The following is a 17,725-nucleotide window of genomic DNA, read 5'->3' on the forward strand; positions in this document are numbered from 1 at the left end:
GGAAAGTTGTCACAGGTGGTCCACCCGGACGAGCTGACGCGCCTGTCCGAGCGTTTCGAGGAGCGCCTGCTCGAGGTGGCCATGGCCGACTCGGACTTCGTCTCGGAGGCGGCCACGCACATCATCGCCGCCGGCGGCAAGCGCTTCCGGCCCACGCTGGTGTTCGTGTGCTCCCGCTTCGGTGGCGACGTGGACGAGGACGAGCTCATCAAGGCCGCCCTCGTGATGGAGCTGACCCACGTGGCCAGCCTCTACCACGACGACGTCATGGACGATGCCACCATCCGGCGCGGCACCCCCTCGGCCAACGTGATGTGGGGCAACCACGTCGCGATTCTGGTGGGGGACTGGCTGTTCACCCGCGCCTCCACCACGGTCAACGAGTTGGGGCGAGACTTCGTCGACCTCCAGGCCGCCACCTTCACCCGCCTCGTGCAGGGCCAGATCGCCGAGACGGTGGGGCCCCGCGACGGTGACGACCCGCTCGAGCACCACCTGCAGGTCATCGCGGACAAGACCGGCTCCCTGATCGCCGCCTCCGCCCGCTTCGGCGGCATGGTGGCAGGGGCATCGGAGGAAGTCCTGGACGCCCTCAGCGCGTTCGGCGAGGAGCTAGGGGCAGTGTTCCAGCTCAGCGACGACCTGATCGACATCACCTCCACCACCACCGGCAAGACCCCCGGCATCGACCTGCGCGAAGGGGTCCCCACCCTGCCGACCCTGATGCTGGCGGCCTCCGAGGACCCCGCCGACGAGCCCCTCAAGGCGAAGATCGCCGGGGACCTGTCCTCGGACGAGGCGCTGGCCGAGGCGCTGGCGGAACTCCGCGCCCACCCGGTGATGGAGCGGGCCCGGGCCGAGGTCCAGCGGCGCGCCGAGGCTGCGCGCCGGCACCTGGACATCCTCCCCGAGGGCGAGGCCAAGGACCTGCTGCTTCAGCACTGCGACGACCTGGTGGACCGCACCAGCTGAGAAGCCGCAGACGAACCGAGGGGAGGTGGCCCGGCCACCTCCCCTCGTCCGTTTTCCGGCCCCGGGCTAGTTGATGGTGACCGGTGTGGTCAGCACGCGGCCCTCACCCACGACGCGACGCTCCCCGGTCAGCTGCACGGCCAACCCGTCGAGTCGGTCCTCCGACGAGTGTCCGGCGGACAGCAGGACCTCCCCGGGCTCGACGATGCGCTGCAGGTCCGAACCGGTGAAGGCGGTGCGGTCCGCGTGCACCTCGAACGTGAGCCGCCGCGACTCGCCCGCGGCCAGGTCCACCTTCGCGTAGCCGATCAGCTGCTTCAGCGGACGCACCACCTCGGCCCACGGGTCCTCGAGGTAGAGCTGCACGGTCTCGGAACCGTCGCGATCCCCGGTGTTGGTGACCGTGACGGAGTAGCTCACCGCGCCGTCGACCGGGACCTCCAGCGCGGAGACCGCGGCGTCGTTGAGACGGAAGCTGGTGTAGGAGATGCCGTGCCCGAACGGGAACACCGGGCGCGGGTCCAGGTTCGAGATGCCGTCGGAGAACCAGCCCAGCGAGGGGGCGAGGTAGGTGCCCGGCTGGGCGCCGTACCCTGACGGGATGCCGATCGGCAGCCGCCCGGAGGGGTTCAGCTCACCCGTGAGGACGCGCGCCAGTACGTCGCTGCCCTCGACGCCGGGCATGAAGGCCTGGACGATGGCGGCGCAGCGGCCCACGTACTCGCCGAGGGCGTACGGGCGGCCGGTGACCAGTACGAGGACCACCTTGGTGCCGGTGGCCAGGACGGCGTCGACGAGCTCGCCCTGCCGCCCGGGCAGCCGTAGGTCGGCGACGTCACAGCCCTCGCCGGAGGTGCCGATCCCGAACATGCCCGCGATGTCACCGACGGTCACGATCACCACGTCCGCGGCAGCGGCCAGCTCGACCGCCTCGGCCAACTGCTCGTCCGTGCCGTCGGTGAAGCCGCAACCGGCCGCGAACGAGACTTCGCCGCCGATCGCACCGGGCAGCACGTCGGGCAGGGACTTGATGTCCAGGCCCGTGTCCGTGCCACCGTCGCGGGACAGCACGTGGTTCGGGAAGGCATAGCAGCCCATGTAGGAGCGCACGTCGGTCCAGACGGGACCGATGACGGCTACCTTGCCGGGGGCGGCCAGCGGGAGGATGCCATCGTTGGCGAGCAGGATGACCGACTCCTCGGCCACCCGGCGGGCGACGTCGCGGTTGCGCGCGGAGTCCAGGTTTCGCTCGGCATCGGTGCCCTGCAGCGGCTCCCAGTCCGCGTCGAGCAGCCCGAGCTCGGCCTTCTGCGTCAGGACGCGCAGCACGGCGGTGTCCACGGTGGCCTCGTCGAGGATGCCGAGCTCGATGGCCTCCCGCAGGTGCCCGTACGGACCGGTGGCGGGCAGTTCGACGTCCAGGCCAGCGGTCAGCGCCAGCGCGGCAGCGTGCGCCGGGGTGGGGGCGATGCGGTGGGTCTTGGTGAGGAAGTCGATGGACCAGTAGTCACTGACCACGGGGCCCTCGAAGCCCCAACGCTCGCGGAGCACCTCGGTGAGCAGCCAGCGCGACGACGTGGCGGGCACGCCGTCGATGTCGCAGTAGGAGTTCATCACGGACTTCACCCCGCCCTCGCGGACGGCCATCTCGAACGGCGGGAGAATGACGTCCTCGAGTTCGCGCGGCCCCATCGAGATGGGGGCGTGGTTGCGGCCGGCGCGGGAGGCGGCGTAGCCGGCGAAGTGCTTGAGGGTGGCGTGGACCCCGGCCTCCTGCAGGCCCTGCACGTAGGCGGTGCCGAGCGTGCCCACGAGGTACGGGTCCTCACCCGTGGTCTCCTCGACGCGGCCCCAGCGGTAGTCGCGCACCACGTCGAGCAGCGGGGACAGGCCCTGGTGCACGCCCACGGCGGCCAGGTCCTCGCCGATGGCCGCGGCCATCTCCCGGATGAGTTCGGGACGCCAGGTGGCGCCCCAGGCGATGGCCGCCGGGTAGACGGTGGCGCCGAGGGCGGTGAACCCGGTCAGGCACTCCTCGTGGGCCAGTGCCGGGATCCCGAAGCGGGAGGCGGTGGTCACGTCCGCCTGCCGCGACGCCAGCCGCGCCAGCCCTTCCGGGACGCTGACGGGGTCTGTCCCGAAGGTGCGGGTCAGGTGCCCCATGCCGTTGGCCGCGGCCTGTTGCCAGGTCTTCTGGTGGGACTTGAAGGCGTGCTCCATGGGTGCGACGTCGTGGGTCTCCACCTCCTCGTCCGCCGGCTTGTCGGAGGCACGGTGCCAGTGGGAGCCCAGCTGGGCGGCCTTCTCCTCGAGCGTGAGCTCGGCCAGCAGGGCCGCGGCGCGCGCGGCCGGGGCCAGACCGGTGTCCTGCCAGGGGAGCATGTTGGTGTCCTTGTGCATGGTGGGTATCAGCCCTTCACCGCGCCCTGCAGTCCGCCGACGATGCGGCGCTGCATGGCGAGGAAGAAAATTAGTGCGGGGATCATGGAGAGGGTGGTGAACGCGAACACGCCGGCGGTGTCCGCCGAGTGCTCCGAGGAGTAGTCGGCCACGCCGAGGGGCAGGGTCCGCATGTCTCCCTGCAGCAGCAGCAACGGGAGCAGGTAGGAGTTCCATGAGCCGACGAAGGCCAGCACCCCGACGGTGACCAGCCCTGGGCCCGACAGCGGGAGCATGATGCGGGTGAACACGCTCAGGCGGCTCGCGCCGTCGATGAAGGCTGCCTCCTCCAGTTCGGCCGGGATGGCCTGCAGGAACGGGCGCAGGATCACGATGGTCATCGGCAGGGCGAAAGCGGCCTGGGGGAGTGCGATGCCCCACCAGTTGTTGCTGAGGCCGAGGTCCTTGCTGATGATGATGAACAGCGGGATGGCGGCGACGGTTGCCGGGAACAGCAGCCCGGTGACGAAGATCATGTACAGCTTCTCGCGGTGGCGGAAGCGGTAGCGGGCCAGTGGGTAGGCCGCCATCAGCCCGAACAGCATCACCATGCCGGTGGTGAGCAGCGCGATGACCGTGGAGTTGAACGCGTACACCCAGAAGCTCGGGTTGGTGAGCACGCCGGCGTAGTTGCTCCAGACCCAGGGGTCGGGCAGCCCGGCCGGGTTCTCGGCGAGTTGGGCATTGGTGCGGAAGCCGCCGAGCACAGCGTAGAGGACCGGGCCGAGGGTGAACGCCACCACGACCAGGGCGATGAAGTAGGTCAGCGGGCCCGCGCTGCCGGAACGGTTGCGACGACGGCGGGGCGCCGGGGCCTGGGCCAAGGCGGCCGGGGCGGTGGTGACGGCGGTCATCGTCGGGCCTTCTTCCGTGGCTTGGGGTCCAGCTGGTTGTCCCGGCTGAGGATGAACTTCTGGTAGACCAGCGCCAGCACGAGCGCGATCACGAACAGCACCACCGAGGCCGCGCCGGCGATGCCGTAGTTGGAGCGCTTGGTGCCCTCGTTGATCAGGAAGGTGGCCATGGTGGTGGTGGCGTTGGCCGGACCGCCCTTGGTGAGGATCCAGACCATGTCGAACAGCTGGAGCGAGCCGACCATGGACAGGAACGCCCAGGTGCGCAGCGTCGGCCCCAGCAGCGGGATGGTGATGTGCCACTGGACGCGCCACCAGGAGGCGCCGTCGATCTGTGCCGCCTCGTCGATCTCCGCGGGGATGGACTGCAGGCCGGCGAGGAACAGGATGATGGCCAGCCCGACGTACTTCCAGGTGAGCACCACCATCACGGTCCACAGGGCCAGCTCGGGGGTGCCGAGGAAGCCCTGGGCCGGGGGAGTGATGCCGACGGCCACCAGCAGGTTGTCGATGAAGCCGTAGCGCGGGGTCAGCAGCTGGAACCAGACGACGCCCGCGATCACCTCGGCCAGCACGTACGGCACGAACACGAGGGTGCGCACGACGCCCTGGAACTTCATCCGGCGGTTCAGCAGGAGCGCGATGGCGATGCCCACCGGCAACTGGATGACGATGGAGGCGACGACGATGAACAGGTTGTGGCCGAGGGCGCCGAGGAACACGTCGTCGGTGAGGACCGACACGTAGTTCCGCAGGCCCACGAAGTCCACGAGGGGGCCGAAGCCCTTCCAGCGGAAGACGGACAACTCCACCGCCCGCAGCATCGGCCAGACGACGAACATCGCGAACAGGATGAGCGCCGGGGCCGTGAACAGCGCCACCTCCAGGGCCATGCCCCAGCGACGGCGACGTTTCCGGGGCACCTGCCCCGACGGGCGCTCCTCCCGGGAGCGCCCGTCGGTGGAGGTTGTTGCGAGGGTGGAGGTTGACATCGTCTTCCTACTTCTCCGCGTCTGCTGCCTGCTGGATGGCGTCGACGATGCCCTGCGGGCTGGACTGGCCCGCGAACACGAGGGCGATCTCGTCGTTCATGGCGCCGCCGATGGAGGTGCCGAAGGCGGTGTCCAGGTACAGCTGCACGCGCTCGGCGTCGTCACGGACCTGGAGGAGTTCCGCAAGGGCCGGGTCGGAGACGAACTCGGTGGCCGTGGGGTTGGTGGGCAGGCCCATGTCCAGCTCCGCGAAGCCCTGCTGGACCTCGTCGGACAGGAGGTACTCGACGAAGTCGACGGCCTGCTGGGGAGCAGCCTCGGGCACGCCCCACGCGTCACCGCCGCCGAGCGGGAAGGTGGGATCGCCCGCGCCGCCCTCGACAGCGGGGAACGCGAACCAGCCGGTGGCCTCGCCCAGACCCGAGCCGTCCTCGGTCAGGCCCTGCATGACCCCGGGCTCCCAGTGGCCGGCGAGCTGCATCGCAACCTTGCCGGTGGCCAGCAGGCCGGAGGCGCTGGTGGGTCCGGACTGGGCCTCGGTGGTGAGGAAGCCGGGGTTGAAGGGCTCGGACTCGACGAGCTCCTGCAGGCTCTCACCGGCTGCGACGAAGCAGGGGTCGCTGAAGTCGAGCTGGGTCATGGCGGTGTCCAGGGCGTCCGCGTCGCACTGGCGCAGTGCGAAGTAGTACCAGTAGTGGGCGGCCGGCCACTTGCTGCCCGCGCCGACGGAGATCGGGTCGATGCCGGCGGCCTTCAGCTTGTCGATGACATCGTACAGGTCCGCCATCGTCTCGGGCTCGGCCTCGATCCCGGCCTGCTCGAACAGGTCCGTGTTGTACCAGAAGCCGACCACGCCGATGGAGAACGGCAGGGCGTAGGTCTGGCCGTCCACCTGCCAGCCCGAGACGCTGCCGCCCAGGTTGGCGATGGTCTCGGGGATCAGGTCGGAGAGGTCCTTCACCAGACCCACCTCGACCTTGTCGACGAGCTCGCCGCCGCCGCGCTCCATGTAGATCTCCGGCACGTCGCCGGACTGCCAGGCCGCCTCGAGCTTGGTGACCATGTCCTCGTGCTGCATGGCGCTGACCTCGATGGTCACGCCCGGGTTGGCGGCCTCGAAGTCCGCTGCCACCTTGTCGTAGTACTCCTTGCCCTCGCCGGTGTTCGAGTTGTGCCACCAGCGCAGGGTCACGTCCTCGGCCTGCGAGGCAGTGGTCTCACCCCCGCCGGTGGTCGTCTCACCGTCGCCGGGGCCCTCCGCGGCCCCGCTGCAGGCTGTCAGCAGCATCGATGCGGCTGCCGCGATCCCAAGGATCTGTCGCTTCTTCATTGAAACCTCCAGGTTGGCGTCCGCGAAAGCTTTCGCGAAACGAGCTAGATGGAATTAGTTTAACCGCAGTTCTAATGCTGTCAACAACACCGTAACCAGTGTTACACAGGCGTTGCCAAGGCTCGAAACGTTTCGTATGCTGAGTGGCGTGAGTGAACTCAACGGAGAGCGTGTCCGGCTGGATGACGTGGCGCGGCACGCCGGTGTTTCAAGGGCCACGGCCTCGAAGGCCGTCAACGGGCGCGTCGACGTCTCGACGGCCACCCGCGCCCGCGTGCTGGCGGCGGCAGAGGCCCTGGGGTACGTCCCGACGGGCGGGGAGCAGCGCAACTCCTACCCGCTGATCGCGCTGGTCGCCGACAACCTGACCACCACCTACACCCTGGACATCCTGCGTGGCGCCGCCACCACCGCGATGGCCCACGGGGTGGCCCTGGTGTCCCTCTACACCCCGCCGAACCGGGTCCACCACGACCCGGTGCCGTTGGAGGACCAGTGGTTCGAGATGATCAAGGCCCAGGACTACGTGGGAGTGATCGTCGTCACCTCCCGGCTCTCCTCCCGCCAGCTGGCCAAGGTCCGTGAGCTGGGCATCGGGCTGGTCTCCATCGACCCGGCCAACGCCATGCCGCCGGACTTCACCAGCATCGGCGCCACCAACTGGAACGGCGGCGTCGAGGCCACCCAGCACCTGATCGAGCAGGGCCACACGCGCATCGGCTTCGTGCGCGGCACCCCCGGATCAGTGCCCGCAACGGAGCGGTTGCAGGGCTACCTCTCCGCGCTGAGCATGAACGAGCTGCCCCACGACCCGCGGCTCGTGGCGGGGGAGGAGTTCTCTCACGAGGCCGGAGTGCGCGCCGGCCTGGAACTGCTGTCCCTGCCCGAGGACGTCCGGCCCACCGGCATCTTCGCCGCGAACGACGACGCCGCCCTCGGCGTGTTCCAGGCCGCGCGCCAGCTGGGCATGTCGGTCCCGCGCGACGTCAGCGTCGTCGGTTTCGACGACACCCTGATCGCAGGCCTGTCCGCGCCCGGGCTGACCACCGTGCGGCAGCCGCTGGAGGACATGGGTTCGGCGGCGGTGCGTTCGCTGATCGACCGCCGCGCCGGGCGCCCCACCACGACGGGCCCCATGCGGCTGGCGACACAGCTGGTGGTGCGGGGCTCGACGGCGCCGGTGGACCGGGCCTGAGCCCCACCCGCGTCACCAGATGGTGACGCGCTCCTCGGGCGCCAGCCACAGGCCGTCGTCCTCGGTGAGGCCGAACGCCTCGTGGAAGGCGTCCAGGTTGCGCACGATCTGGTTGCAGCGGAACTCGTTGGGGGAGTGGGGGTCGGTGGCCAGGCGCTGCTTGGCCGCCTCGGGGCGCACCTTGGAGCGCCAGGCCGCGGCCCAGCCCAGGAAGAATCGCTGCGCGGGGGTGAGGCCGTCGATGGCCGGGCCGTCGAGGTCGCCACCGGAGAGCAGCCACGCCTTGTAGGCGATGCCCAGGCCACCCAGGTCCCCGATGTTCTCGCCGATGGTGAGCTCCCCGTTCACGGTCTCGCCGTCGGCACCCTCCGGGGAGAGCACCTCGTACTGCCCGACGAGGGCCTTCGTGCGTTCCTCGAAGGCGGCGCGGTCCTCCTCGGTCCACCAGTCGCGCAGCCTGCCGTCGCCGTCGGCGGTGGAGCCCTTGTCGTCGAACCCGTGCCCGATCTCGTGCCCGATCACCGCACCGATGGCCCCGTAGTTCACGGGGGCGTCGGCGTCGACGTTGAAGAACGGCGGCTGCAGGATGGCGGCCGGGAACACGATCTCGTTGCGCAGCGGGTGGTAGTAGGCGTTCACCGTCTGCGGGTACATCAACCACTCCTCGGGGTCGATGGGGCCGCCGAGCCTGGACAGGGTGAGGTCCATGTCGAAGGAGTGGATGGACGTCACGTTGCCGACGAGGTCGTCGCGGTCGATCTGCAGGGCCGAGTAGTCGCGCCACTTGTTGGGGTAGGCCACCTTGGGCTTGAACTTGGACAGCTTGTCGAGGGCCTCGGCGCGCGTGGCATCGGTCATCCAGTCCAGCTTCTCGATGGAGATGCGGTAGGCCTCCAGCAGGTTGGCGACCAGCTCGTCCATCGCACCCTTCGCGGCGGGCGGGAAGTGGCGCTCCACGTAGATCCTGCCGACCGCCTCGCCCATGGCGCCCTCCACCAGGGACACGGCGCGCTTCCAGCGGGGGCGGAGCTCCTCGGTGCCCTGCAGGGTCTTCTCGTAGAAGTCGAAGCGGGCGTCGACGAAGTCCTGGGACAGGTACGGGGACAGGCCCGCGATGGCCTTCCAGCGCGCCCACGACTTCCACGACTCCAGCGGCTGAGACGTCAGCAGGTCACCGGCCGCCTCGTCGAAGGAGGGCTGGCAGGCCACCACGTCGGCCACCTTCGCCACCGGCAGCTCGGCGCCCTCGACGAAGGCGTCCCAGTCGAAGCCGACGGCGAGCGCGGTGAACTCGGGCCACGTCTTCGGGTTGTACATCTGGCGCAGGTCACGGGTGCGGACCTTGTCCCAGTGGTGCTCCGCGATGGCGGTCTCCAGCTCGAACACGGCGTGGGCCTGTTCCGGGGCGTCGTGGAAACCGGCGAGTTCGAAGACCTGCTGCAGGTGCGCCCGGTAGGCCTGGCGCGTCTCGGCGTGCTTGTCCTCGCGGTAGTAGGCCTCGTCGGGCAGGCCCAGGCCGGCCTGCTCGGCGAACATCACGTAGCGCTGCGGGTCTCCCGGGTCCGACTCCTCCCCGAAGGCGATCAGCGAGGATAAGCCGTGGCGCAGGTTCCAGCCGAGGTGGCGGGACAGTTCGGAGACCGAGTTGATGTCGGAGATCTTGTTGAGCAGCGGGTGCAGCGGGGTGGCGCCGAGTGCCTCGATGCGCTCGGTGTCCATGAAGGAGGCGTACAGGTTGGCGATCTTGCCGGCCTCCGAGGCCGGGTCGTCGGCGGACAGTTCGGCGATGATCTCCTGCACCTGCCGCTCGGACTGGTCGCGCAGGTCGACGAAGCCTCCGGCGGTGGACTTGTCGGCGTCGATCTCCACGGTCGCCAACCAGGAACCGTTGGCATGGCGGAACAGGTCGTCCTGCGGGCGGACTGAGGTGTCGAAGTGGTCGAACTGGATCGCTTGGGTCATGGCCCCAATCCTATGGGGACGGCCAACCGGGCAGGGTGGTCAGCGGTTCCAGGTGACCGTCACGTCGTCGGCGCTCCGGCCCAGCATCGTCGCGCTGATCTGGACGTTGCGGGCGAGGTCGTTGTTGCCGGAGGTGTGGCCGTCGGTGTAGGTCATCGTCACCCGGTACTGCAGTGAGACGGTGGCGATGCCGATGGTCTGGTCGTCGGAGTTCAGCGTGGGGTTGAACGTGGCCCAGGGGTCGTTCAGCAGCGTCCACTCGACACTGCCCGACGAGACGGGCTTGTTCGCGCGGATGGCGTTGGGGCAGCCCGTGGGGGTCAGCTCCTTGGAGGCGATGCAGCGCGTCAGCGACTCGCGCGCCGAGCCCAGCAGCGCGTCTCGTCCCTCGGCGGTCAGTTGCGGGTTCACGGGGAACACGGTCACGTCGGTGTAGGCCAGCGACTGGATCCGGAAGCTCGCCTCCTGCGGGTAGGCGATGAAGGGCAGGTTGGTGCTGAGGGAGTAGGTGCCGGGGACCACCTCGAGCGGGATGGTGTGGTCGGCCTCGACACCGTTGATGAACATCGGCAGGTTGTCGCCGCCGGCCACCTGCGTCAGCACCGTCACGGTGGTTCGGGCCAGTTGGTAGTCGCCGGAGTCGAGGCGGTTGACGCGCACCCTCGTGTTGACCTCCTCGCCGGCCAGGACGTAGGAGACCTCCACCTCGGAGGCGTGCGGGTCCTCGGTGTGGATCTCGATGTTGCTCGGGCGGGAGCCCTCAGGCATCGCGGCGTGCGCCTCCGGCTCCAGCAGCAGCATCGAACCGGTGCCGCCGGGCGGGCCGTAGGTCAGCGCCTCCTCGATGTCGCCGGCCGCCAGCGCCTCGAAGTAGCCGCGCACGGCTGCCTGGGGCGTCTGCAGCACCGAGCGGGTGGCGGTGGCGGTGACCTCGACGATGGTGTCCGGGTCCTGCTCGACGTTGCGCAGGAACTGCACGTAGAACAGGCCCGCACCCATGCCCAGCACCATCACGGTGACCAGGGTGACCAGGACGGCCCTGAGCGGGAACGGGCGCCGGGCCTCCTCCTGCTCCACCTCCGGGGCCTCGAAGCGGCGGGAGTCGCGCGCCCGGCTGAGGACGTCCTGCATCGCGAGGGCGTCGAAGGACGGCCCGGCCGAGCCGGTGGGGATGGGCCGGATGACGTTCGAGTCCGGGCGGGTCGGCGTCGCCTCCGAAGCCGGTTCGTCCCCGCCGTGGTGGTGGGGCGGGATCGGCTGCTGGTCGGATCCCCGCTGGGGGGACCCGCCGCCGGTCGGCTGCCAGCCGCCTGAACTCATGAGGCCGTGGCCTCCCAGGTGTCGGGGCCCGCCAGCAGGTCGGCCAGGGCCGCGTCCTGGTCCTCGGCCCGCACCTCGCGGACCTGTTCGCGGACCATGTCGTCGTAGACGGGGCGCTGCACGTCGCGGAAGATCCCGACGGGTGCCTGGCGCATGACCCCGGCCTCCGTGAGGCGCGACAGCGCGAACGCCTGCGACGGGTCGGGGCGCTCGGCGTCGTGGACGACGATCGCGGCCGGGTCGACGTCGGCGGTCTCGCCCACCTCGAAGTCGTGCTGGGCGTTGCGGAACACGCAGAACCTGCCATCGGCGCCGAAGGTGATCGGCTCGCCGTGGCGCAGGTTGATCAGCAGGTCCTCCTTCTCGGGGCCCTTCAGGCCCTCGAAGGCACCGTCGTTGAAGATGGGGCAGTTCTGGTAGATCTCCACCAGGGCCGTGCCGCGGTGCTTCGCCGCCGCCGTCATGACCTCGGTCAACTGACGGCGGTCCGAGTCGATGGCCCGTGCGACGAACGTCGCCTCCGCGCCCAATGCCAGCGAAATCGGGTTGAACGGGTTGTCGAGCGAACCGAGAGGGCTGGACTTGGTGAGCTTGCCCACCTCGGAGGTGGGGGAGTACTGCCCCTTGGTGAGGCCGTAGATCTCGTTGTTGAACAGCAGGATGGTGATGTTCACGTTGCGGCGCAGCGTGTGGATCAGGTGGTTGCCGCCGATGGACAGCGAGTCACCGTCGCCGGTCACCACCCACACGTCGAGGTCCTCGCGCGCCGTCGCGATGCCAGTGGCGATGGCGGGGGCGCGGCCGTGGATCGAGTGCATGCCGTAGGTGTCCACGTAGTACGGGAACCGCGCCGCGCAGCCGATGCCTGAGACAATGACGGTGTTCTCCCGCTTGATGCCCAGCGTGCCCATCATCGACTGGAACGTGGACAGGATTGCGTAGTCGCCGCACCCGGGGCACCAGCGCACCTCCTGGTCCGAGGTGTAGTCCTTCTTGCCGAGGGGTTCCAGCGCGATCGGGACGCCACGCAGGCCGGTGAGGTCGGTGTTGGTGGTCACTTCGCTCCTCCTTCCGTGAGGGAGTCGAGTTCGGAGACCAGGTCGGTCTCCAGCTCGGACAACGAGATGGGCAGGCCGCGCACGCGGGAGTAGCTGGTGACCTCGCGCAGGTAGCGGGCCTGCAGCAGCCCGGCGAGCTGGCCGAGGTTCATCTCGGGCACGATCACACGTTCGTAGGAGGCCAGCACGTCGCCAAGGTTGGCAGGCATCGGGTTCAGGTGGCGCAGGTGTGCGGTGGCGACGTCGCGGCCACCGAGGCGCACGCGACGGGCCGCGGCCGTGATGGGTCCGTAGGTGGAACCCCAGCCGAGCACCAGCACGCGGGCCCTGCCCGAGGGGTCGTCCACCACCACGTCGGGGATGTCGGCCACGACGGCGTCCACCTTGGCCTGGCGGGTGCGCACCATCGTGTCGTGGTTGTCCGGGTCGTAGGAGATGGCGCCGGTGACGGCGTCCTTCTCGATGCCGCCGACGCGGTGCTCCAGACCGGGCGTGCCGGGGACCGCCATCGCGCGGGCGAGGGTCTGCGGGTCCCGCTTGTAGGGCAGGAAGGCGGGCTCGCCCTTCTTGTCCGTGCCGTTCAGCTCGGTGGCGTAGCCCGGGACGATCGGCTCGATCTCGGCCAGGTCCGGGATCCGCCACGGCTCGGCGCCGTTGGCGAGGTAGCCGTCGCTGAGCATGATCACAGGGGTGCGGTACTTGACCGCGATCCGGCAGGCCTCCAGTGCCGTGTCGAAGCAGTCGGTGGCGGACTTGGCCGCCAGCACCACCACGGGCGCCTCGCCGTTGCGGCCGTTGATGGCCTGCAAGAGGTCCGCCTGCTCCGTCTTGGTGGGCATCCCCGTCGATGGTCCGGCGCGCTGCACGTTGACCACCACGAGCGGGATCTCGGTCATGATGGCCAGCCCGATGGTCTCCATCTTCAGCGCCATGCCGGGGCCCGACGTCGTGGTGACGCCGAGCGCTCCGGCGAACGACGCGCCCACCGCGGACGCGACGCCGGCGATCTCGTCCTCGGCCTGGAACGTCATCACGCCCAGGTCCTTGCGGCGGGAGAGCTCGTGCAGGATGTCCGAGGCCGGGGTGATGGGGTAGGAGCCGAGGAACAGTTCCAGCCCCGACTTCTTCGCGCCCGTGATCAGGCCGTAGGCGGTGGCCAGGTTGCCCGTCACCTGACGGTAGCGCCCGGGCTTCATCGGGGCGGCGCCCACCTCGTAGCGGTGCTCGAACACCTCGGTGGTCTCGCCGAAGGCGTGGCCGGCGCGGAACGCGGCGATGTTGGCGTCGCGGATGTCCGGTTTCTTCGCGAACTTGCCCTCGAGGAACTTGATGGTCTGGTCCGTCTCGCGCGAGTACAGCCAGCTCAGCAGGCCCAGCGCGAACATGTTCTTGGTGCGGGAGGAGTCCTTGCGGGTCAGCCCGAAGTCCTTCACCGCCTCGCTGGCCATGCCGGTCAGGTCCAGCGCGTGCACCTTGTAGGAGGCCAGCGTGGAGTCCTCCAGCGGGTTGTGCAGCCAGCCGATCTTGGCGAGGTTGCGCTTGGTGAAGTCGGCGGTGTCGACGATGATGACGCCGCCCTTGGGCAGGTCGTGCAGGTTGGCCTTCAGCGCCGCCGGGTTCATCGCGACGAGCACGTCGGGCCGGTCGCCCGGGGTCACGATGTCGAAGTCGGCGAAGTGCAGCTGGAAGCTGGACACGCCGGGCAGGGTGCCCTGGGGGGCGCGGATCTCGGCGGGGAAGTTGGGGAGGGTGGCGACGTCGTTGCCGAGGCTCGCGGACTCGGCGGTGAATCGATCGCCCGTCAACTGCATCCCGTCGCCGGAATCCCCGGCGAATCGGATCACGACGCGATCGAGCGGTTGGGGTTGAGCCACGAAGTTCTTCCCTACTTTCCAAATTCATGGGCCACGGCCGTGTCCCGCATCACATTGTAGGCAGACCGATAAGCATGGAAACCATTGCGGAATTCAGGGCGGACCGGCTCATCGTAGGATCTAGGACATGCTGCAGGCGAAGGACTGGTTCGGGGACTCCTCGGTCTACGTCGTCGACGTCCCGCTGGCGTGCTGCGCGCTCGAGTCGCAGGCGGCGGCGGGTACCTCCGACGTGCTCGAGGTGCCCGAGGGTGCCCGCTTGGTGGTGGCCCTGTCGGGCACCATCACCCATGCCGTCGCCCCCGCCGTCCGCGAACTGATCGCCGGCCTGCCCGGCAAGCCCGTCGTGGTCTCGTTCGGCTCGTGCGCCTGCGTCGGCGGGCCCTACTGGGACTCCTACTCCGTCGCCAAGGGCGCCGCTGACATGGGGGTCGAGGTGGACCGCTTCATCGCGGGCTGCCCCCCGCCGCCCGAGGCGCTGACGGCCGTCCTGGAGGAGGTGCGCCGTGGCTGAGGAGACCATCGAGCAGGTTGCCGCGGCGCAGTGGTTCGCGCGGGTGGAACGCGCCCGGGCCGAGGGCCACGTCCACCTGGCCAACCTGACGGCGGTCGACGAGGTGGGCCGCTCGGATCACGTCCGCGTCCTGCTGTTCCTCGACGACGCCACCGGGGCGCGGCGGCTGCGGCTGGTGACGCAGGTGGACCGGGACGGCGGCGAGCTGGCCGGCATCACCGGCCTCTACGCGGGTGCCGCCTGGCTGCAGCGCCAGGTCCACGACTTCTTCGGCGTCAGCTTCACCGGCGACGACGACTCACCGCTGCTCAACCATGCGGGCGGGGCGCCGCTGCGCAAGGACTTCCTGCTGGAACCGAGGGTGCAGGGGCGGTGGCCGGGCGCCCTGGAACCGGGGGAGTCCGACGCCAGTCCGGGCCGACGCAAGCTCGTCCCGCCCGGAGTGCCCGACGCCGACCTGTTGGCGGACCCCGAGGCCACCCCGGCGGAGATCGCCCTGTCCGCCTCCGGCACCCGGGTCAGGAGGGGACGATGAGCCAAGCGCACGGATCCATCGCGCTCGTCGAGGAGCGCTGCACCTCCTGCATGATCTGCGCCCGGGAGTGCCCCACCTGGTGCATCTCCCTGACCTCGCACACGGAGAAGTCCGCGCCCGCGCCCGGGGCCAGGGAGCGGACCCACAACGTGCTGGACACGTTCACCATCGACTGGGCACTGTGCATGTACTGCGGCGTCTGCATCGAGCAGTGCCCCACCGATGCGCTGCTGTGGGACGGCGCCCACGTCCCGGCCACCGAACGGCTCTCCGACCTGCTCCATGGCCTCACCCGTGACTAGGGGCCGGGTCGACGAGGCACGCGACGCACTCCGGCAGGCGGTCGGGACACGTGCCGTGCGCTTCGGGTTCCTCGGCTCGCTGCTGATCCTGCTGGGCTCCCTCAGCCCGGCATACCTGCCCCAGGCCTCCCCGGTGTGGGAGGTGCTCTACCAACTCCGCCTCGACGGGCCGGTGTCCAAGTGGGCCGGAACGGTGCTCACCATGGTGGGCCTGGCGCTGCTGCTGGAGTCCTGGCTGCGCCTGCGGCCCTCCCGGCGGCGGGCCAAGGGGCTGCCGCAGCTGCGCCACTGGGCGGTGTTCGGCGTCATCGCCCTGCCGCTGCTGTTCGGCCCGCCGATCTTCTCCCACGACGCGTACTCCTACGCCGCCCAGGGGTGGATGCTGCACAACGGCGTCAACCCCTACGCCGTCGGGCCGGGGGTCCTGCCCGGCACCTTCGCCGACCAGGTGGCCTGGGTGTGGCGGGACACGCCCGCCCCCTACGGGCCCCTCGCGCTGCGGATGAGCCACTGGCTCGTCGTGGCGGCCGGGTTCGACCCGCTGTGGTCGGCCCAACTGATGCGCATCCCCGCACTGCTCGGGGTGGCCCTGATCGGGCTCCTCGTGCCCCGGATCGCCCGCCGCATGCGCATCGACCCGTACGCCGCCAGCTGGTTCGCCGTCCTGAACCCGATCCTCGTGATCGACTTCGTCGGCGGCATGCACAACGACTCCCTGATGACCGGGCTGATGCTGCTGGGCATCTGGCTCACCATGAAGTACCGGCACTGGTGGGCGGGGGCCGTCGTCGTGGGGGTCGCCGCCAGCATCAAGCAGCCCGCATTCCTGGCGGCGGTGGCGCTGCCGTTCCTGGTGGCCCCCTGGACCAGTTGGAAGGCCCGCCCGGTGGCCGTGGCGGTCATGCGAGGGTTCGCGTCCCTGCTCATCTCGGTGGCCGTGTTCGCAGGCATCAGCGTCGCCACCGGCCTCGGCTTCGGATGGGTGAACGCGGTGAACGTGCCCGGCATGGTGGACACCGTCTCCCCGTTCAGCGTGCTTGGACACGCCCTCCAGTACGTGCTGGACTTCTTCGGGCTGGACCCGAGCCCGGACGGCCGCACCGCGATCAACGTGGCGCGCGCCGTCGGCATCGTGGTGTGTGCGGTCGGGATCGTCTGGATCGCCGTGCGCCACCTGGGGCGTCGCCCGCTGCACTTCGTCAGCTGGTCGTTCCTGCTGTTCGCGTTCTGCGCACCCGCCATCCACTCCTGGTACGTGGTCTGGGGCGGGGTGCTGTTCCCGATGACCAGGCCGACGCGCCGCTGGCTGCGGGTGGCGATCGTCGTCACCGCGGTGCTGTTGGGGTACGCCGCGATGAACTTCGCCCTGCGCAACGGCCCGTGGCTGATCGGGTTGCTGCTGGTGTGGGCGCTGTACGAGTCCGTGAAGTCCCACGAACTGGACCAGGACTGGGACGCCCCGGCCCCGCCTCAGCCCAGCGCGGTCAGGTCGTAGTCCACCACGACGGGGCAGTGGTCGCTCATCCGCTCCTCGTAGCTGGCCTCGCGGGCCGTGTGGTGGCGCAGCGCCGCCCGCGCCAGCCGCGGCGAGGCCAGGTGGTAGTCGATGCGCCAGCCCGAGTCGTTGACGAAGGCCTGCCCGCGCCAGGACCACCACGAGTACGGGCCGTCGGCCTCCGGTTCGAGGTGGCGCACCACGTCGACGAGGCGACGCGGCCCGGTGACGCTGCCGAACCAGTCCCGCTCCTCCGGCAGGAAGCCCTCGGACTTCTGGTTGCCGCGCCAGTTGCGCAGGTCCTGACGGCTGTGGGCGATGTTGAAATCCCCCACGACGACGAACTCGCGCCCGAGCGCTGCGGCCTCGCGCCGGGATGCGGTCAGCAGCCGGGCGAAGCCGCGCAGGAAGCGCATCTTGCGGTCGTACTTGTCCTTCGAGCCCTCCTCGTGGGGCCAGGCGGCCCCCTTGGGCAGGTACAGCGACGCCACCCGCACCGGGGCATCGCCGAGGTCCACCTCGACGTAGCGCCCCTCGTCGGCGAAGAGGGCGAGGTCGCGGTTGGCGATCCGCTCCACGGTCTCCTCGACCAGCTCGGCGCCGGGGGCGCCCATGTGGGCCGTCCCGGACAGGGTCCGCACCCGGGCGGGCGGGACGCGGGTCAGGACCGCGACGCCGTTGCGGCCGGCCAGCTGCCCGGCCTCGAGGACGACGTGGTGGTCACCGAAGGCGTTCTCCGGCAGGTCCGCCACCCGGCAGCGCACCTCCTGCAGGGCGATCACGTCGGCGTCGCTGGCGTCCCAGAACCGGGCCGCGCCCCTGCGGAGCGCGGCCCTGATGCCGTTGACGTTGTGGGTTCCCAGTCGAAGAGTCTCCATGCAGG

At 70.0% G+C, this 17,725-nt stretch carries 15 protein-coding genes; 6 read left to right on the plus strand and 9 right to left on the minus strand.

The window, feature by feature from the left end; translation table 11 throughout:
* Nucleotides 1-81: 81 nt before the first annotated feature.
* Nucleotides 82-972, plus strand: a complete 891-nt coding sequence (locus tag ACYU7G_RS11685; protein WP_461109575.1) for a polyprenyl synthetase family protein — start codon at nucleotides 82-84, stop codon at nucleotides 970-972.
* Between the two features lie 66 nt (nucleotides 973-1,038).
* On the opposite strand, the gene ACYU7G_RS11690 is transcribed toward ACYU7G_RS11685, so the two are convergent.
* From ACYU7G_RS11690 to ACYU7G_RS11705, 4 genes are read right to left on the minus strand one after another with little or no spacing between them, the layout of a single operon-like run.
* On the minus strand, nucleotides 1,039-3,372 hold the full coding sequence (locus ACYU7G_RS11690; protein ID WP_461107995.1) for a beta-glucosidase family protein: 2,334 nt from the start codon (nucleotides 3,370-3,372) through the stop codon (nucleotides 1,039-1,041).
* Between the two features lie 8 nt (nucleotides 3,373-3,380).
* The gene (locus tag ACYU7G_RS11695) at nucleotides 3,381-4,265 is read right to left on the minus strand and encodes a carbohydrate ABC transporter permease (RefSeq protein WP_461107998.1); all 885 of its coding nucleotides are present in this window, start codon (nucleotides 4,263-4,265) and stop codon (nucleotides 3,381-3,383) included.
* Nucleotides 4,262-5,257 carry a carbohydrate ABC transporter permease gene (locus tag ACYU7G_RS11700; RefSeq protein ID WP_461108000.1) on the minus strand — a complete coding sequence of 332 codons (996 nt, stop codon included), beginning with the start codon at nucleotides 5,255-5,257 and terminating at the stop codon, nucleotides 4,262-4,264. Before ACYU7G_RS11700 ends, ACYU7G_RS11695 begins: the two co-directional genes overlap by 4 nt.
* A gap of 7 nt (nucleotides 5,258-5,264) precedes the next feature.
* Nucleotides 5,265-6,587, minus strand: coding sequence for an ABC transporter substrate-binding protein (locus tag ACYU7G_RS11705; RefSeq protein ID WP_461108002.1), 1,323 nt, complete (start codon nucleotides 6,585-6,587; stop codon nucleotides 5,265-5,267).
* Between the two features lie 148 nt (nucleotides 6,588-6,735).
* On the opposite strand from ACYU7G_RS11705, the gene ACYU7G_RS11710 reads away from it, so the two are divergent.
* Complete coding sequence (locus ACYU7G_RS11710; RefSeq protein ID WP_461108004.1) at nucleotides 6,736-7,782, plus strand: LacI family DNA-binding transcriptional regulator; 1,047 nt, start codon at nucleotides 6,736-6,738, stop codon at nucleotides 7,780-7,782.
* Between the two features lie 12 nt (nucleotides 7,783-7,794).
* Here the strand turns inward: ACYU7G_RS11710 and ACYU7G_RS11715 are convergent, their stop codons facing one another.
* From ACYU7G_RS11715 to ACYU7G_RS11730, 4 genes are read right to left on the minus strand one after another with little or no spacing between them, the layout of a single operon-like run.
* Nucleotides 7,795-9,744 carry a M13 family metallopeptidase gene (locus ACYU7G_RS11715; RefSeq protein WP_461108006.1) on the minus strand — a complete coding sequence of 650 codons (1,950 nt, stop codon included), beginning with the start codon at nucleotides 9,742-9,744 and terminating at the stop codon, nucleotides 7,795-7,797.
* A 39-nt stretch (nucleotides 9,745-9,783) separates the two neighbouring features.
* Nucleotides 9,784-11,064, minus strand: a complete 1,281-nt coding sequence (locus ACYU7G_RS11720) for a hypothetical protein (protein WP_461108008.1) — start codon at nucleotides 11,062-11,064, stop codon at nucleotides 9,784-9,786.
* Nucleotides 11,061-12,122, minus strand: coding sequence for a 2-oxoacid:ferredoxin oxidoreductase subunit beta (locus tag ACYU7G_RS11725; RefSeq protein ID WP_461108009.1), 1,062 nt, complete (start codon nucleotides 12,120-12,122; stop codon nucleotides 11,061-11,063). Before ACYU7G_RS11725 ends, ACYU7G_RS11720 begins: the two co-directional genes overlap by 4 nt.
* Nucleotides 12,119-13,996, minus strand: coding sequence for a 2-oxoacid:acceptor oxidoreductase subunit alpha (locus ACYU7G_RS11730; RefSeq protein WP_461108011.1), 1,878 nt, complete (start codon nucleotides 13,994-13,996; stop codon nucleotides 12,119-12,121). The genes ACYU7G_RS11725 and ACYU7G_RS11730 overlap by 4 nt, the downstream gene beginning before the upstream one ends.
* A 127-nt stretch (nucleotides 13,997-14,123) precedes the next feature.
* Between ACYU7G_RS11730 and ACYU7G_RS11735 the strand changes: the two genes are divergently transcribed.
* The 4 genes from ACYU7G_RS11735 to mptB are packed head-to-tail and all read left to right on the plus strand — an operon-like array spanning nucleotide 14,124 to nucleotide 16,842.
* Nucleotides 14,124-14,510 carry an NADH-quinone oxidoreductase subunit B gene (locus tag ACYU7G_RS11735; RefSeq protein ID WP_461108013.1) on the plus strand — a complete coding sequence of 129 codons (387 nt, stop codon included), beginning with the start codon at nucleotides 14,124-14,126 and terminating at the stop codon, nucleotides 14,508-14,510.
* The gene (locus ACYU7G_RS11740) at nucleotides 14,503-15,045 is read left to right on the plus strand and encodes an NADH-quinone oxidoreductase subunit C (protein ID WP_461108015.1); all 543 of its coding nucleotides are present in this window, start codon (nucleotides 14,503-14,505) and stop codon (nucleotides 15,043-15,045) included. Before ACYU7G_RS11735 ends, ACYU7G_RS11740 begins: the two co-directional genes overlap by 8 nt.
* On the plus strand, nucleotides 15,042-15,347 hold the full coding sequence (locus ACYU7G_RS11745; RefSeq protein ID WP_461108017.1) for a 4Fe-4S binding protein: 306 nt from the start codon (nucleotides 15,042-15,044) through the stop codon (nucleotides 15,345-15,347). Before ACYU7G_RS11740 ends, ACYU7G_RS11745 begins: the two co-directional genes overlap by 4 nt.
* Nucleotides 15,340-16,842, plus strand: a complete 1,503-nt coding sequence (mptB, locus tag ACYU7G_RS11750) for a polyprenol phosphomannose-dependent alpha 1,6 mannosyltransferase MptB (protein ID WP_461108019.1) — start codon at nucleotides 15,340-15,342, stop codon at nucleotides 16,840-16,842. The genes ACYU7G_RS11745 and mptB overlap by 8 nt, the downstream gene beginning before the upstream one ends.
* Here mptB and ACYU7G_RS11755 read toward each other — a convergent pair.
* Nucleotides 16,818-17,720: an exodeoxyribonuclease III gene (locus ACYU7G_RS11755; RefSeq protein ID WP_461108021.1), complete on the minus strand. Its 903-nt coding sequence runs from the start codon at nucleotides 17,718-17,720 to the stop codon at nucleotides 16,818-16,820. The genes mptB and ACYU7G_RS11755 overlap by 25 nt on opposite strands.
* Nucleotides 17,721-17,725 lie beyond the last annotated feature (5 nt).

The organism is Tessaracoccus terricola (assembly GCF_054776555.1).

What these genes read in the sequence shown, in the direction of transcription:
- ACYU7G_RS11690 (WP_461107995.1), bottom strand. Translation starts at nt 3,372, where the DNA reads ATGCACAAGGACACCAACATGCTCCCCTGGCAGGACACCGGTCTGGCC.
- ACYU7G_RS11745 (WP_461108017.1), top strand. Translation starts at nt 15,042, where the DNA reads ATGAGCCAAGCGCACGGATCCATCGCGCTCGTCGAGGAGCGCTGCACC.
- ACYU7G_RS11700 (WP_461108000.1), bottom strand. Translation starts at nt 5,257, where the DNA reads ATGTCAACCTCCACCCTCGCAACAACCTCCACCGACGGGCGCTCCCGG.
- ACYU7G_RS11735 (WP_461108013.1), top strand. Translation starts at nt 14,124, where the DNA reads ATGCTGCAGGCGAAGGACTGGTTCGGGGACTCCTCGGTCTACGTCGTC.
- ACYU7G_RS11685 (WP_461109575.1), top strand. Translation starts at nt 82, where the DNA reads ATGGCCGACTCGGACTTCGTCTCGGAGGCGGCCACGCACATCATCGCC.
- ACYU7G_RS11705 (WP_461108002.1), bottom strand. Translation starts at nt 6,587, where the DNA reads ATGAAGAAGCGACAGATCCTTGGGATCGCGGCAGCCGCATCGATGCTG.
- ACYU7G_RS11755 (WP_461108021.1), bottom strand. Translation starts at nt 17,720, where the DNA reads ATGGAGACTCTTCGACTGGGAACCCACAACGTCAACGGCATCAGGGCC.
- ACYU7G_RS11695 (WP_461107998.1), bottom strand. Translation starts at nt 4,265, where the DNA reads ATGACCGCCGTCACCACCGCCCCGGCCGCCTTGGCCCAGGCCCCGGCG.
- ACYU7G_RS11715 (WP_461108006.1), bottom strand. Translation starts at nt 9,744, where the DNA reads ATGACCCAAGCGATCCAGTTCGACCACTTCGACACCTCAGTCCGCCCG.
- ACYU7G_RS11720 (WP_461108008.1), bottom strand. Translation starts at nt 11,064, where the DNA reads ATGAGTTCAGGCGGCTGGCAGCCGACCGGCGGCGGGTCCCCCCAGCGG.